Origin of the sequence: Peribacillus sp. NPDC096448, assembly GCF_044762675.1 — a bacterium.
Taxonomy (GTDB): Bacteria; Bacillota; Bacilli; order Bacillales; family DSM-1321; genus Peribacillus; species Peribacillus frigoritolerans_B.
On record NZ_JBIWEU010000015.1, the window covers coordinates 1 to 14,666 of the forward strand.

The window sequence follows — 14,666 nt, forward strand, 5'->3', positions numbered from 1 at the left end:
CCTGAAAGATGATCAGGTTGATAGGTCAGAGGTGGAAGCATGGTGACATGTGGAGCTGACTGATACTAATAGATCGAGGACTTAACCAACGCTTTTAAAAAAATGAAATACCTTCTTATTATCTAGTTTTGAAGGAATGAATTCTTCAAAAATGAATATAGTCTGGCAATGATGGCGAAGAGGTCACACCCGTTCCCATTCCGAACACGGAAGTTAAGTTCTTCAGCGCCGATGGTAGTTGGGGGGTTCCCCCTGTGAGAGTAGGACGTTGCCAGGCTGTTCATTTAAATCTTTAATTGGGTTTTAGGAAACATTATATTATTCCGCAGTAGCTCAGTGGTAGAGCATTCGGCTGTTAACCGAACGGTCGTAGGTTCGAGTCCTACCTGCGGAGCCATATGCTTCCATAGCTCAGTAGGTAGAGCACTTCCATGGTAAGGAAGAGGTCAGCGGTTCGAATCCGCTTGGGAGCTTCCCAATCTATCTATGAACAAAAAAACAGTTCGGCCCGTTGGTCAAGCGGTTAAGACACCGCCCTTTCACGGCGGTAACACGGGTTCGAATCCCGTACGGGTCACCATTTAGATAACATATTGGAGGATTAGCTCAGCTGGGAGAGCATCTGCCTTACAAGCAGAGGGTCGGCGGTTCGATCCCGTCATCCTCCACCATTTCATTCTTTATTTGCCGGTGTAGCTCAACTGGTAGAGCAACTGACTTGTAATCAGTAGGTTGGGGGTTCAAGTCCTCTTGCCGGCACCATTTATAACCATATATTGCGGAGGGGTAGCGAAGTGGCTAAACGCGGCGGACTGTAAATCCGCTCCTTCGGGTTCGGCAGTTCGAATCTGCCCCCCTCCACCATTTTAATAAAATCCTGTGGATCAGTTATATATTCTCTGTATTGGGGAAATATATGATTACCACCTTTTTATTTTGTTATACATTAATCATTGCATATCATATATTGGGCTATAGCCAAGCGGTAAGGCAACGGATTTTGATTCCGTCATGCGAAGGTTCGATCCCTTCTAGCCCAGCCATTTGCGGAAGTAGTTCAGTGGTAGAATACAACCTTGCCAAGGTTGGGGTCGCGGGTTCGAATCCCGTCTTCCGCTTAATATATTTTAAATTCCTTAGGGGCCTTAGCTCAGCTGGGAGAGCGCCTGCCTTGCACGCAGGAGGTCAGCGGTTCGATCCCGCTAGGCTCCACCATCAACTACATACACCAAAACTTACGTCTTAAGCCAAAAATGGTTTAAGACTTTTTTTTGTTTAAGACATAGTTGGGTAAACTAATCCCCAGAATGATATTTTTCACAAAAAACATATGTGATCGGAAAACGTGCATCTTTATACATGGAAATGTCGAGTTGAACCAATCGGCATATACGATATAAAATGGTGAAAAGGGGGAATTGCATGTCTATTCAGAAAATTTCCGTCATCGGATTGCCTATGGACCTTGGCCAAGCAAGGCGAGGGGTGGATATGGGACCTAGTGCCATTCGCTGCGCAGAGATTGTCGAGCGTCTTGAAAAGTTGAATATAGAAGTAGAGGATTTAGGAGATATAATTGTAGGGCGTCCTGAAAATGCAAATGAGCCTGGGACAAACTTAAAAAACTTACAGCTTGTAGCAAAAGGTAACACACAGTTAGCTACGAGAGTTGATGAAATAATAGAAGGAGGTTCCTTTCCACTTGTATTGGGAGGAGACCATTCAATAGCAATAGGCACCCTGGCAGGAGTCGCAAAGCACTATGAAAGTTTAGGTGTGATTTGGTACGACGCACATGGCGATTTAAATACGGAAGAGACTTCACCATCAGGGAACATACACGGGATGCCCCTAGCCGTCAGTATAGGGATTGGACATCCGGACCTGATCAATATCCATGGTTTTGCTCCAAAAGTGAAACCGGAAAACATCGTAATCATTGGAGCGAGGTCATTGGATGAAGGGGAAAAGGAACTTATCCGTGAGAAAGGGATTAAAGTATTCACGATGCATGAGATCGACCGGATGGGAATGACACGGGTCATGGAAGAATGCATTGATTATTTAAGGGAAAGAACGGATGGCGTCCACCTTTCATTGGATTTGGATGGAGTGGACCCAGCAGATGCACCCGGAGTCGGGACACCGGTGATTGGTGGTATAAGTTATCGTGAAAGTCATCTGGCCATGGAAATGCTTGCGGAATCCAACTTGATTACATCCGCTGAATTCGTTGAAGTGAATCCCATTTTAGATGAGCGAAATAAAACGGCGATTGTTGCCGTGGCACTAATGGGTTCGCTATTTGGAGAAAAGTTATTATAACTAATAATTAAAAGAAACAGTAACCGGCTTGTAATGGGTTACTGTTTTTTATATGCTATAAGACGTAGGTTTATTTACCAGGGTGTATGTAACAGGAACATATCTATAGATAAATGGTTGCAATCGTATATCCATATTCACTTGAGAGCACGTCTGTCCGTGAAATCTCCATTTTTAGTTAAATGGATGTATTGAATGATTAAAGAATCCAATTTGTTGCTAACTTCAACAACTTCATTATCCACCATCGAAGAACGGGAAGCCAAAAACATCATTTTCTGTCTGTATTGTTCAATATGATCTAAAATTTGTTCAGCAGTCATATAGAGAATCACTCCCTTGAATTTTACAATTTCTTACTATATAGCCCTGTTTTTTTTTTCTTAAACATAAAATGTAAAACTTTGTTAAAATTAATGTATTAAATTTTTGAAACCTTTTAGCTTACGATTCGTAGTAATCGTATAGCCGCATGAGCGGGGGTAATACCGGAAAATGGATGCACTCATTAAAGAGAGAATTAATCAAGTATTAAAAGGAGACCATAATGCCTTTGGGGAAATTGTCGAAATTTACAAGGACAAAGTTTTCCAAATATGTTTCAGGATGCTCGGAAACAGGCAAGAAGCAGAAGATTTGGCTCAAGAAGCCTTTGTAAGGGCCTACGTGAATATTAGAAGTTTCAATATAACAATGAAATTTTCTACATGGTTATATCGGATTGCGACCAATCTTTGTATTGACCGGCTTCGCAAGAAAAAACCGGACTACTATCTAGATGCAGAGGTGGCAGGAACAGAGGGATTGAATATGTATTCCCAAATTGCATCGGATATGGCGAAACCCGAGGAAGAGGTTGAATCTTTAGAACTGCAGGAAACCATTCAAGTGGAAATAATGAAATTGCCCGAGAAATACCGATCGGTAATCGTATTGAAGTATATTGAAGAGTTATCTCTAAAGGAAATCAGTGAAATACTCGATTTACCGGTCGGTACGGTTAAGACGAGGATACATCGCGGTCGGGAAGCCTTGCGTAAACAACTACGCCATTTATAAAAAGAAGGTGAGAAAAATGAACTGCCATGAGGAAATCATTGAATATATGCATGATTATTTAGATGAGGACATCAAACCGGAGCATAAAGAAGTTTTACGGAAGCACTTGCATGACTGTGCTGAATGCCGGGATTACTTTCATGAAATGAAAAAGGCGGTCGCTCTTGTACAAAGCACTTCCCATATAAAGGCCCCGGATGACTTTACAGCAAAGGTTATGGCTCAATTGCCAAAGGAAACGAAAACAACAGGTGCCAAACGTTGGTTCAAAAGCCATCCCTTCATGACAGCGGCAGCGATGTTCATCATATTGATGACAGGATCTGTTTTTTCCACTTATAATCAGGACGAACATTTTTCAGTATCAAAGCAGCCTAACTTAGTGGTTGAAGGTGAAACGGTGATTGTGCCTGAGGGTGAGACAATCAAGGGAAATGTTGTAGTTCAAAATGGTAATATTCAAATAGATGGTGAAGTAGAGGGAGATGTGACAATCATAAATGGGCATAAATATATGTCTAAAGCAGGTAATGTGACTGGAAGCATCCATGTTATTGACCAAGCTTTTGAGTGGATGTGGTATAAAGTGAAGGACACTGCAACCTCGTTGGTTCCTGCTAAAGAGGAGAAAAAGGAATAAGGAATAGAAGCTGGGTAGGACATCGTTTTTCATATACGGTGACTTCGCCCAGCTTTGTTTTTTTAAAGGGAGGGGAACCATTTTTCATGGTGTTTTTTTCCTGTGTAAATTTCTCACACTAGTTTTTAGATGTATCATTTAAAAAATGGTATACTATTAAGGTTATCGTATAAAGATTGTAATTGGTATTTGGAGTAATACTGACTGGAGGAAACAACATGTCTTTAACCAATTTGACTGTTTGGGACTATGTAGTAAATTTCATTGATATTCTCCTTGTATGGTTTGTGATATATAAATTGTTAACTATAATTCGAGGCACGAAGGCTATTCAGCTGCTAAAAGGAATTTTTGTAATTGTCATTGTAAAAAGCTTAAGCAACCTGTTTGGTTTCAATACACTCGGATGGTTAATGGCACAAGTCATGAATTGGGGAGTATTGGCTATTCTCGTCATTTTTCAACCTGAACTGAGAAGGGCACTTGAACAATTAGGACGCGGGAAGCTCTTTGCAAGGGGCACCGTTCCAGAAGAGAATCAGCAAGAGCGTTTAGTCGAAGAAATCCTAAAGGCGTCCACCTATATGGCAAAAAGGCGGATTGGTGCCTTGATTACGATAGAAAAAGGTACGGAGCTGGGGGATTATGTTGAAACGGGGATACCCCTAAAATCCTATATTTCTTCAGAACTGCTCATTAATATCTTCATCCCTAATACGCCGCTCCATGATGGCGCAGTTATTTTACAAAATAACCAGGTGGCAGCTGCAGCTTGCTATTTGCCATTATCAGAGAGTCCATTCATATCAAAGGAACTTGGCACACGGCATAGGGCAGCCATAGGCATGAGTGAAGTTACGGATAGTCTTACGATTGTCGTTTCAGAAGAAACGGGAGGAATATCCGTCACTAAAAACGGGGAACTTTACCGGGATTTGAATCAAGAATCATTTAGGGCCATGCTTACAAGTGAACTGGTAGTGGAAAATATCAAATCAACTTCCTCAAGCATCTTTAACTGGAGGGGGAAAAAGAATGGATAAATTCACCAATAGCGCTTGGTTTATGAGAATCGTAGCTTTTGCCTTGGCAGCACTTTTGTTCATTTCCATTAACTTTGAGATGGAGTCGGATAAAAAATCCCTTGGTTTATCGACTGCCCCTGAAATCAGTACGGAGACCATCGAAAATGTACCGGTTGAAGTGTACTATGACCGTGAGAATCTAGTGGTGAGCGGAGTACCTGAGACAGTTGATGTTACTCTAAAGGGAGCAAAAAGCCTATTGATAAATGCGAAAAACCAAAGGGATTTTAAAGTGTATGTAGACCTTTCTGATCCTGCAATCTCAATGGGGGACAGAACTGTCACATTTAAAATAAGTGAGTTGAATGAAAAGTTAGTGGCGACGATCGACCCGGAATATGCGGAAGTCAACGTTCAGGAACGGGTGACGAAGGAATTCTCCGTTGAAGCCGAGTATAACAGCTCTTTACTTGAAGAGGGGTATACAGCTGGTCAGCCAACAGTCAGCCCGAAAACTGTCAAAATTACGGGTGCTAAAGATGCGATTGAACAAATTTCCTATGTAAAGGCAAACCTTGAAATAAGTAAGGGGCTTAACGAAACGGTGAACAGCAAGGCCACCGTTAAAGCCTTGGACAGGGACTTGAATAAGCTGGATGTGACGATAGAGCCATCTTCAGTTGCCGTTTCATTAAAAGTGAGCATTCCTTCCAAGACGGTGTCGATAGAACCGAAGCAAACTGGCAAGGCAAAGGATGGCATCAGGATCACGAGTATAAGTGTCGATCCCAAAGAGGTCACCTTATTTGGTTCGGAAACGAGCCTTGAGAAAATAGATGAAATAAATCTTCCTGTAAATATCTCGAAAATTGATGGTGATACAGAACTGGAACTCGATCTTAATAAACCGGAAAGTGTACAAAAAATGTCCTTGGGTAAGGCGCAGGTCAAGATTCGCACAGAGAAAGTTGATGTAGATGAAGAGAATGCAGAGCCAGTCGTAGAAGAGGAAGAACCAAAAACCGATCAAAAACAAGAAGAACAAGTAGTCGAAGAAAAAGCAGAAGCAGAAGAAGAAGAAGATGAAGCGGCTGCCATTGAGTCTAAAACTTTCAACAATATACAAATAGTGCCTGTGGGCATACGGGATGACCAAGATGCAGAATTGGAATCCGATGTAACTAGCATCACTTTGCTTGGTGAGGCGGATGATTTGAAGAAAATAACTAAAGACGACATTAATCTTACAGTAGATGTGAGTAATTTAGATGAAGGTACGCATGATGTGGATCTGGCGGTAACAGTGCCTGAGGGAGTGGAATGGGAACTGGATTCTAAAACGGTTTCGGTCACCATCACACAAAAAGACGAAGAGACATGACCTTCCTTTAACATCATCATTAAATTCAGTAACGATTCGAAGAAGGAGCGATAAAGATGGGTAAATATTTTGGAACAGACGGAGTAAGGGGTATAGCGAATAGCGAGTTAACACCGGAGTTGGCATTTAAACTAGGCCGTTTTGGTGGCTACGTTCTTACTAGAAATACAGAAAAACCCAAAGTGCTTATAGGACGCGATACTCGTATTTCAGGTGAAATGCTGGAAGGTGCGCTTGTTGCAGGTCTTTTATCCATTGGGGCTGAAGTGATGCGCCTGGGTGTCATTTCGACACCGGGAGTTGCCTATTTAACTAAGGCCTTAAGTGCTGAAGCAGGTGTCATGATTTCCGCTTCGCATAATCCGGTAGCGGATAATGGCATTAAATTCTTTGGACCTGATGGGTTTAAGTTATCCGATGAACAAGAAGCGGAAATTGAAACACTATTAGATAAGGAAAAGGATGAACTTCCACGCCCGGTTGGCGGAGATTTAGGCCATTTGAACGATTATTTCGAAGGAGGGCAAAAGTATCTCCAGTATTTGAAACAATCAGTGGATGAAGATTTTACAGGCATTCATGTTGCTCTTGATTGTGCACATGGGGCTACTTCTGCCTTGGCCATGCATTTGTTTGCAGATCTTGATGCAGACATCTCTACAATGGGGGCATCGCCCAATGGCTTGAACATTAATGATAAGGTAGGTTCCACCCACCCTGAGGCACTTGCTGAATTCTTAAAAGAAAAAGGTGCAGATGTTGGGCTTGCTTTTGATGGCGACGGAGACCGCGTCATTGCAATAGATGAAAAAGGAAATATAGTGGACGGCGACCAAATCATGTATATCTGTGCGAAATACTTGAAAGAAAATAACCGTCTGAAACAGGGAACAGTGGTTTCTACGATCATGAGCAACCTTGGTTTTTATAAAGGTCTTGAAGAGCATGGTATACAAAGCGCCCAGACGGCAGTGGGGGATCGCTATGTGGTCGAGGAGATGCGGAAAGGCGGCTATAACCTTGGCGGCGAACAATCCGGACATATCATCTTCCTTGACTATAACACGACAGGAGACGGCTTATTGACGGGCTTACAGCTTGTGAACATCATGAGTGACACCCAAAAAACCTTATCCGAGCTTGCTGGCGAGATGAAGAAATATCCACAAACGCTGATCAATGTCAGAGTTACCGATAAACACGCTGTAACCGATAATGAAAAGGTACAGGAAGTCATCAGGGCAGTCGAAGAGGAAATGAACGGAAACGGTCGTATTTTGGTGAGACCATCCGGTACTGAACCTCTAGTCCGTGTTATGGCTGAAGCACCGACAGCTGAGGAATGCACCAATTATGTAGATCGCATCGTCGCAGTTGTAAGAGCGGAAATGGGAATGAACGAATAACTAATCCTATGCATAAAAGGAACGAAATTTCCTTTTATGCATATTTTTATAAAAAAGTCTTTTTTGTTGGTAAAGGTAATAAAGAATTGACCTATGTCCCTTGTTTAAGGTATGATTATCCTGATTTACAACTCATTTTCTAAAAATGGTTGTTTTAAAAAGGAGGGTAGGCAAGGAGAGAACGGATTCACAAAAGCGCCTGAACTAAGTCTGGACGAGAAATGACTTAGTTGACGAGGAGGAGGTTTATCGAATGATCGGCGGATACCTCCCGGCTGAAGTGCACAGCCGCAGTAATTCCAATCTTAAAACAGTAGGGCAACTTACTGCACAAAGGGTTGGAAATGCACAATGGGAAAAAGTGCTTTAGGGCATTTCCTTTATAAAAATATATATCAGAGATGAGGGGGCAGGGATGCCCCCGTGCATTCCTGTTCCCTCGAATCGGTTGGAGGAACAGAAATTATGTGTGGAATTGTTGGATATATTGGACTTAACGATGCAAAGGAAATTTTATTAAAAGGTCTTGAAAAACTTGAATACCGCGGTTATGACTCTTCAGGGATTGCTGTGAGAAATGAAGCAGGAGTGACAATCTTTAAGGAAAAGGGAAGAATCGCGGACTTACGGGCAGCCGTGGATGAAAATACTATGGCACATACCGGAATAGGACATACGCGCTGGGCTACACATGGTGTGCCAAGCCGTGAAAATGCCCATCCTCACCAAAGTAATTCAGGTCGATTGACTTTAGTTCATAATGGGGTCATTGAAAACTATGCGATTCTAAAACGTGAATATTTGAAGGATGTTGCCTTTAAAAGTGAAACGGATACGGAAGTCATCGTTCAACTCATAGAGAAGTTCGTAAACGAGGGCATGGAAGTGGAAGAGGCGTTCCGTCAAACACTGACTCTATTAGAGGGTTCATATGCCATTGCCCTATTGGATGCTGAAAATGATGAAACCATCTTAGTCGCAAAAAATAAAAGCCCGCTGCTAATCGGTGTCGGAAAAGACTTTAACGTTGTCGCTTCGGATGCAATGGCCATGTTGCAAGTCACAGATCAATTCCTTGAACTGATGGATAAGGAAATGGTTATAGTGACAAATGAAAAGGTAACGATCAAGAACCTTTCCAACGAAGAAGTTATGCGTGCTCCATACACTGCTGAACTGGATGCAAGTGATATTGAAAAAGGTACGTATCCTCACTATATGCTTAAGGAAGTCGACGAGCAGCCAGCTGTAATACGTAAAATCATTCAAGCATACCAAAATGAAGAAGGTAAACTTGCAATCGATTATAACATTACTGAAGCCGTAAGTGAGGCTGACCGTATTTATATCATCGCTTGCGGAACTAGCTATCATGCAGGGTTGATTGGTAAGCAATTCATCGAAAAAATGGCTGAAATTCCGGTTGAGGTCCATGTTGCATCGGAATTCACTTACAATATGCCGTTATTATCGAAAAAACCGCTATTCATCTTCATTTCACAAAGTGGTGAAACTGCAGATAGCCGTGCCGTGTTAGTGTCCATCAAAGCGCTTGGTCATAAAGCCCTGACCATCACGAACGTACCTGGCTCTACATTGTCACGTGAAGCGGATTATACGCTCTTGCTGCATGCAGGTCCTGAAATTGCCGTTGCCTCCACAAAGGCCTACACAGCTCAAGTGGCAGTCTTATCCATCCTAGCAAACGTAACAGGCCAATTCCGTAACATGGAGTACGGTTTCGACCTTGTAAAAGAGCTTGGAATCGTTGCGACTGCAATGGAAGCCCTATGTGATTCGAAAGAAGAGATGGAAGACATCGCCCGTGAATATTTGTCCGTTACGAGAAACTCCTTCTTCATCGGCCGTTCCCTTGATTACTATGTTGTGCTTGAAGGGGCCCTTAAGTTGAAGGAAATTTCTTACATTCAAGCGGAAGGCTTTGCTGGCGGAGAGCTTAAACATGGAACGATCGCCTTGATTGAAGAAGGTACACCTGTCATAGCACTTGCTACTCAAGCAGGCGTCAACCTAAGCATCCGTGGTAATGTGAAGGAAGTGGTTGCCCGTGGCGCCAACCCTTGCATCATTTCCATGAAGGGGCTGGAAGAAGAGGATGATCGTTTCGTCATCCCGGAAGTGAATGAACTATTAACACCCCTTATCTCTGTTATCCCTCTGCAGCTCATTGCTTACTACGCAGCCTTGCACCGTGAATGTGACGTGGATAAACCGCGTAATCTTGCGAAAAGTGTAACGGTTGAGTAAGTTGGAATGAATGCAATGTATGTTATGTAGATCTAAATAATGATTAACTGTTTATAAAGTTGCGAAGCTTTACCCCTTTGGCTATGATTAGCCAAAGGGGTGTTTTTTTATGTCTAAAAGAACGAAAACCTCTCAAGTTGACAAGTAGGTTAGAAGACCGAGGAAATAAATCGGTGTGCAGTATAAATAAAGCATTTAATGCAAGTTCAACGGAAGGTAATCACGGCATCTATTAGAGCAAGCTAAAAGATCTTCCTATGGAGCATTGTTGAAAGGAACCCATAAGGCATTTAATTTAGGCGATTTGGAAAATGAAGTTTTAATTCTATTGATGCTGGGGCGTATTGGCATGAAAAATAACATCTTCAAAAATAATTTTAGATTTTAGGAGAGAATGATATGGAAGTTTTTGCAGAATTTTTAGCGAATATTGATAACCCGCAACATAGGGAACGAACGGAAGAAGTCCTGGCTTGGGTAACTAGGAAATTTCCAAATCTAATGCCGAAGATTGCGTGGAATCAGCCTATGTTTACCGATCATGACACATATATTATTGGCTTTAGCGTGGCCAAACATCATTTGGCTGTTGCCCCTGAAAAGGCAGGGATCGATCATTTCTCTGATGAAATCGTGCAGGCTGGCTATGATCACACCAAGCAGTTGGTACGTATCAAGTGGGACAGTCCGGTTGATTACTCATTACTTGAGAAAATGATAGAGTATAATATTTTGGATAAGGCAGACTGTTCAACTTTTTGGCGGAAATGAAAAAAGCGGATTATTTAAGGGTTCAATTAAATATAATAAAACTTTATAAACCAACAAATAGATTTTTACAAACAGCTGCCATTGCAGCTGTTTTTTATTACTAGATTTAACTATAAAATCATAAAATCCTTCACGAAATAGGAAGCCGAATGGTGAAAGTCGTTCCCTTTTCGAGTTCGCTGTTCACGGATATGGTCCCTTCATGCATCTCTATAATCCTTTTCACGATCGATAGACCTAAACCGCTCCCGCTTTTTGAGCGTTCCCTTGCCAGGTCGGCTTTATAGAATCGTTCGAATATATGGAACTGGTCGGTTTCGGAAATGCCGACTCCATTGTCGGATATCGTTATGGATGCCAGGTCATCAACCTGTTGTAACAGAATCGTGATCTTTCCACGATGGCGGGTGAATTTGATGCTATTGTGTATTAAATTTGTCCATACCTGGCTCATTAAATCCTGGTCTGCAACTATTGGAATCTTATCTAAGGTTATATCCAATTCGAGTTCTTTTTCCAACCAAGCGGGTTCACAAGCCAAAATGATGGTTCGTATTTGCTGATCCAGCCGGAAATCAGTCCTTTCAAAAGGATGATGCTCGGATTCAAGGGATGTAAGCTTTAGGAGGTTATCACTTAATTTGGATAATCTCCTGCTCTCTGTCTCTATTATATGAAGATAATGATTTCGTTCTTCGGTTGTCAGCTTATTAAATTGAAGAGCTTGGGCAAATCCTACAATGGAGGTAAGGGGCGACTGTATTTCATGTGAGACGTTAGAGATGAATTCCTGCCGCATTTCTTCCATTTGCTTCAATTGTTTGGCCATGTGATTGAAGTGGTTAATGATATCGGTCATTTCGTTTCTCTTGTCCATATTAAAATCCAGTTGTACATTATAATCGCCATTTGCTATTTTCCTTAAGGCGTCTATGATCTCGAGGTAAATATTCACCCGTTTATTGTGATGGATAGCATGGATAAGGTGACCAATTAATATCATGATTGCGATGCTTGTCACGATTGTAGCCAGATACCGAATATAATCGGTTAACCTTAAGGGCAATAGCTGAATGATATAGTATCCGGCGGTAAAGCAAATTGAAATGAACGTAACAAAAAACAGCATGACAAGCATTTGTTTGAAAAATCGATTGCCTCTCATTTCGTTGTCTCCAAACGGTAGCCCAATCCCCAGATCGTTTTAATCCGGAAGGGGAATGCCGATTCTGGAAACCGTTCTCTCACTCTTTTAATATGAACATCGACAGTTCGTTCATCACCTTCATAATCATAGCCCCAAATGTCTTCGATAAGATCTTCCCTGGAAAAAGTTTTTCCAGGATAGCTTGCTAATTTAAACAACAATTCGAATTCTTTTAATGGAATCGTATATTCCTGTTCTTTGAATGACATTTCATGCGTGTTGCGATTCATCTTTAATTCGCCGATATTTAATGTTTGTGAAATAGTGATTTTATACCGTTTTAATAATGCCTTTATTCTAAGAACCAATTCGATTGGTTCAAATGGCTTTACAAGATAATCATCTGCCCCAAGCCCGAATCCTTTTACTTAATGCCTGCATTCCATCTGAGGCTTCATATAGATCAAAGCCTTCTTTTCTTAACAACAGCTTTATAAGTTCGCGAATATGTGCATCATCATCGACTATCAATATTTTTGTCATCCTTCTTCTTTCCTTTCGGTGAACTAGGCCAGTTCAACTTTGTGCAACTGCTGTTGGGCAAATTCGCGATATAATGAGTGCGTATTATATAGCTCTTTATGTGTTCCGCTGCCTGTAATTTTCCCTTTTTCAAGGAAGATGATTTGATCTGAACCGATAACGGTCGATAGGCGGTGGGCGATAACTATTGTTGTTCTGCCTTTCATTAAATCATTTAATGCCTGTTGAACCACTTTTTCAGATTTGCTGTCCAGGCTTGAGGTAGCTTCATCAAGCATTAATATTTTGGGGTTTCTTAAAAATGCACGAGCGATTGCAATTCTTTGTCTTTGACCGCCTGATAATTTCATGCCCCTTTCACCAACCTCTGTATCATATCCGTTCGGAAGCTCAGAAATGAACGGGTCTGCATACGCCATTTTAGCCACTTGATTTAATTCTTCATCTGTTATATCCCGATCGATGCCATAACAAATATTATCTCGAATTGTACCTGATACAATAGGGCTTTCTTGTGAAACATATCCAATCTGGCTTCTCCATGAATGGAGTGTGAAATCATTTATGGATTTCCCGCCTATGGATATGGACCCTTGCTGTGGTTTGTAGAAACGCTCGAATAATGAAAAAAGGGTCGTTTTTCCGCTGCCGCTTGGGCCGACAATTGCAGTGACCTTACCGGCTTCGATGTTAAAGCTTAGATCTTTAAGTACCTGTTCTCCATTATTGTAACTATAGTTCAGGTGATCCACGCTGATAGATTGACTCATATTTTGAACGGGCTGCTTCGCATCTTCTTCCTCTACTGAATCCAGAATGGAAATGATGCGCTCTGTTGCACCCGTTGCTTTTTGGAATTGAGTAAAGAAACTGGCTAATTGAGCCATTGGCATGATTATTTGGAAAAGGTACATGATGAATGCAACCAGAGCTCCGGCTGTCAGGGCTCCTGAAGAAACGCGCATTCCCCCATATCCTAAAATCAGCACGAGTAATGCCATCATGACAAAACTCATTAGCGGCGCAATCAACGCTTGGATTTTTGCCTCTTTTAATCCGAATTGAAATAATTTCTGGATTCCTTTTTTGCCATTTTGATATTCCAAAGCTTCAGCATTAGATGCTTTAACAAGGCGTATTTCCGTTAAAACCTGCTGAAGGACTGCGGTGAAGCTTGCTGTCTCGTCCTGCATCCCTTTTGATATTTTATGCATTTTTTTCCCTAGCGGCATTAATATCAAAACAGAGAGTGGAATTGCAGTGAACATCAATAATGTCATTTTCCAATCCAGTACGAATAACACGATCATGGAGCCTATGATGGAAATGATTCCTGTAACGAAATTAGTGAGATGTTCAGAGATTAATCCCTTCACTACAGTTGTATCATTTGTCATTCTGCTGACTGTTTCTCCCGAAGGATGTTCATCAAAATAACTCACGGGTAATACGAGTAATTTTTTCCATAGTTGATCGCGGATGCCCGCCACTACAGATTGTCCGATCCGGTTCAATAAATAGATGGAAAATCCACTGGCCAATGCTTGAACAATGATGGCAAGAACGAGGAGCAGGATCCTTTCAGTGCTTAGTGAACTGACTGAAAAATCATTGATTAGATTTTTTGTGAATAATGGGACTAATAAAGCTACACCTGTAGTGCCTAGGCTTAATGCTAATGCAATCCCTATCATTAGTTTAGAAGGCTTCGTTTGTTGAACCAATCGAACGAACTGGCGCCATCCTTTTTGTTTTTTTGCTTCTGACATATGTAAATACATCCTTTCTCGATCTTCATTACAGAGAAGTATATAAAGAAGTTATGAATTGAATATGAACTAGTCTTAATTATTCCACGAAACTACTGGTGAACCTTTTCTGGAGGATAAATTCGGAAAAATATGGCGGACATTTAAAATAGTGTCGGTTTTTTTTTCATGAAGATACAAGAAAAATAAATATTCGATGGTTAACAGTAAGAGTGAAGGAATATGTGTAAGGATCTCTAGACTAGGGTTATAGGTAAAAAGATATAGTGATATCTTGTTTTTGAATTGATTTTTAATAATAAATACCTATATAAGCTAAATACTTACCGCTT

Annotated in this window: 11 protein-coding genes, 9 tRNA genes, 2 rRNA genes and 1 pseudogene; 19 read left to right on the forward strand and 4 right to left on the reverse strand. The window is 41.3% G+C overall.

From position 1 onward, the window contains the following. From ACIQ0C_RS21520 to rocF, 12 genes are all read left to right on the forward strand, one after another. Positions 1-89: ribosomal RNA gene (locus ACIQ0C_RS21520) — 23S ribosomal RNA — on the forward strand; the annotation flags it as partial. Positions 90-161: 72 nt separating this feature from the next. Continuing rightward, a 5S ribosomal RNA gene (rrf, locus tag ACIQ0C_RS21525) occupies positions 162-277 on the forward strand. Between the two features lie 45 nt (positions 278-322). Then, positions 323-397 (forward strand) — tRNA-Asn (locus tag ACIQ0C_RS21530). 3 nt (positions 398-400) lie between these two features. Beyond that, a tRNA-Thr gene (locus ACIQ0C_RS21535) sits at positions 401-473 on the forward strand. A 32-nt stretch (positions 474-505) separates the two neighbouring features. Continuing rightward, positions 506-580 (forward strand) — tRNA-Glu (locus ACIQ0C_RS21540). Between the two features lie 15 nt (positions 581-595). Beyond that, positions 596-671: transfer RNA gene (locus tag ACIQ0C_RS21545), tRNA-Val, on the forward strand. Between the two features lie 15 nt (positions 672-686). Next, positions 687-762, forward strand: a tRNA-Thr gene (locus tag ACIQ0C_RS21550). 18 nt (positions 763-780) lie between these two features. After that, a tRNA-Tyr gene (locus tag ACIQ0C_RS21555) sits at positions 781-864 on the forward strand. Positions 865-968: 104 nt separating this feature from the next. Next, positions 969-1,043: transfer RNA gene (locus tag ACIQ0C_RS21560), tRNA-Gln, on the forward strand. A 3-nt stretch (positions 1,044-1,046) separates the two neighbouring features. Next, positions 1,047-1,118: transfer RNA gene (locus ACIQ0C_RS21565), tRNA-Gly, on the forward strand. Positions 1,119-1,139: 21 nt separating this feature from the next. Continuing rightward, positions 1,140-1,215, forward strand: a tRNA-Ala gene (locus ACIQ0C_RS21570). A gap of 207 nt (positions 1,216-1,422) precedes the next feature. Beyond that, positions 1,423-2,325: an arginase gene (gene rocF / locus ACIQ0C_RS21575; RefSeq protein WP_403063839.1), complete on the forward strand. Its 903-nt coding sequence runs from the start codon at positions 1,423-1,425 to the stop codon at positions 2,323-2,325. A 137-nt stretch (positions 2,326-2,462) separates the two neighbouring features. Here the strand turns inward: rocF and ACIQ0C_RS21580 are convergent, their stop codons facing one another. Beyond that, the gene (locus ACIQ0C_RS21580; protein ID WP_402842734.1) at positions 2,463-2,648 is read right to left on the reverse strand and encodes a Spo0E family sporulation regulatory protein-aspartic acid phosphatase; all 186 of its coding nucleotides are present in this window, start codon (positions 2,646-2,648) and stop codon (positions 2,463-2,465) included. Positions 2,649-2,820: 172 nt separating this feature from the next. Between ACIQ0C_RS21580 and sigW the strand changes: the two genes are divergently transcribed. The 7 genes from sigW (at position 2,821) to ACIQ0C_RS21615 (ending at position 10,875) form a co-directional block, all read left to right on the forward strand. Beyond that, the gene (gene sigW / locus ACIQ0C_RS21585; protein ID WP_048685727.1) at positions 2,821-3,384 is read left to right on the forward strand and encodes an RNA polymerase sigma factor SigW; all 564 of its coding nucleotides are present in this window, start codon (positions 2,821-2,823) and stop codon (positions 3,382-3,384) included. 16 nt (positions 3,385-3,400) lie between these two features. Further along, positions 3,401-4,024, forward strand: coding sequence for a zf-HC2 domain-containing protein (locus ACIQ0C_RS21590; RefSeq protein ID WP_402842736.1), 624 nt, complete (start codon positions 3,401-3,403; stop codon positions 4,022-4,024). Between the two features lie 218 nt (positions 4,025-4,242). Continuing rightward, positions 4,243-5,067, forward strand: a complete 825-nt coding sequence (gene cdaA / locus ACIQ0C_RS21595) for a diadenylate cyclase CdaA (protein WP_034304935.1) — start codon at positions 4,243-4,245, stop codon at positions 5,065-5,067. Beyond that, positions 5,060-6,430: a CdaR family protein gene (locus ACIQ0C_RS21600; RefSeq protein ID WP_403063842.1), complete on the forward strand. Its 1,371-nt coding sequence runs from the start codon at positions 5,060-5,062 to the stop codon at positions 6,428-6,430. The genes cdaA and ACIQ0C_RS21600 overlap by 8 nt, the downstream gene beginning before the upstream one ends. Before the next feature lie 56 nt (positions 6,431-6,486). Next, positions 6,487-7,836: a phosphoglucosamine mutase gene (gene glmM, locus ACIQ0C_RS21605; RefSeq protein ID WP_403063845.1), complete on the forward strand. Its 1,350-nt coding sequence runs from the start codon at positions 6,487-6,489 to the stop codon at positions 7,834-7,836. 465 nt (positions 7,837-8,301) lie between these two features. Beyond that, complete coding sequence (glmS, locus tag ACIQ0C_RS21610; protein ID WP_402842746.1) at positions 8,302-10,104, forward strand: glutamine--fructose-6-phosphate transaminase (isomerizing); 1,803 nt, start codon at positions 8,302-8,304, stop codon at positions 10,102-10,104. A gap of 399 nt (positions 10,105-10,503) precedes the next feature. Continuing rightward, the gene (locus ACIQ0C_RS21615) at positions 10,504-10,875 is read left to right on the forward strand and encodes an iron chaperone (RefSeq protein WP_403063848.1); all 372 of its coding nucleotides are present in this window, start codon (positions 10,504-10,506) and stop codon (positions 10,873-10,875) included. Between the two features lie 130 nt (positions 10,876-11,005). Here the strand turns inward: ACIQ0C_RS21615 and ACIQ0C_RS21620 are convergent, their stop codons facing one another. From ACIQ0C_RS21620 to ACIQ0C_RS21630, 3 genes and pseudogenes are all read right to left on the reverse strand, one after another. Beyond that, the gene (locus ACIQ0C_RS21620) at positions 11,006-12,040 is read right to left on the reverse strand and encodes a sensor histidine kinase (RefSeq protein WP_403063851.1); all 1,035 of its coding nucleotides are present in this window, start codon (positions 12,038-12,040) and stop codon (positions 11,006-11,008) included. Beyond that, positions 12,037-12,565, reverse strand: a pseudogene (locus tag ACIQ0C_RS21625) (winged helix-turn-helix domain-containing protein). The gene ACIQ0C_RS21620 and the pseudogene ACIQ0C_RS21625 overlap by 4 nt, the downstream one beginning before the upstream one ends. A 23-nt stretch (positions 12,566-12,588) precedes the next feature. Then, on the reverse strand, positions 12,589-14,346 hold the full coding sequence (locus ACIQ0C_RS21630; protein WP_403063855.1) for an ABC transporter ATP-binding protein: 1,758 nt from the start codon (positions 14,344-14,346) through the stop codon (positions 12,589-12,591). Positions 14,347-14,666: the final 320 nt, after the last annotated feature.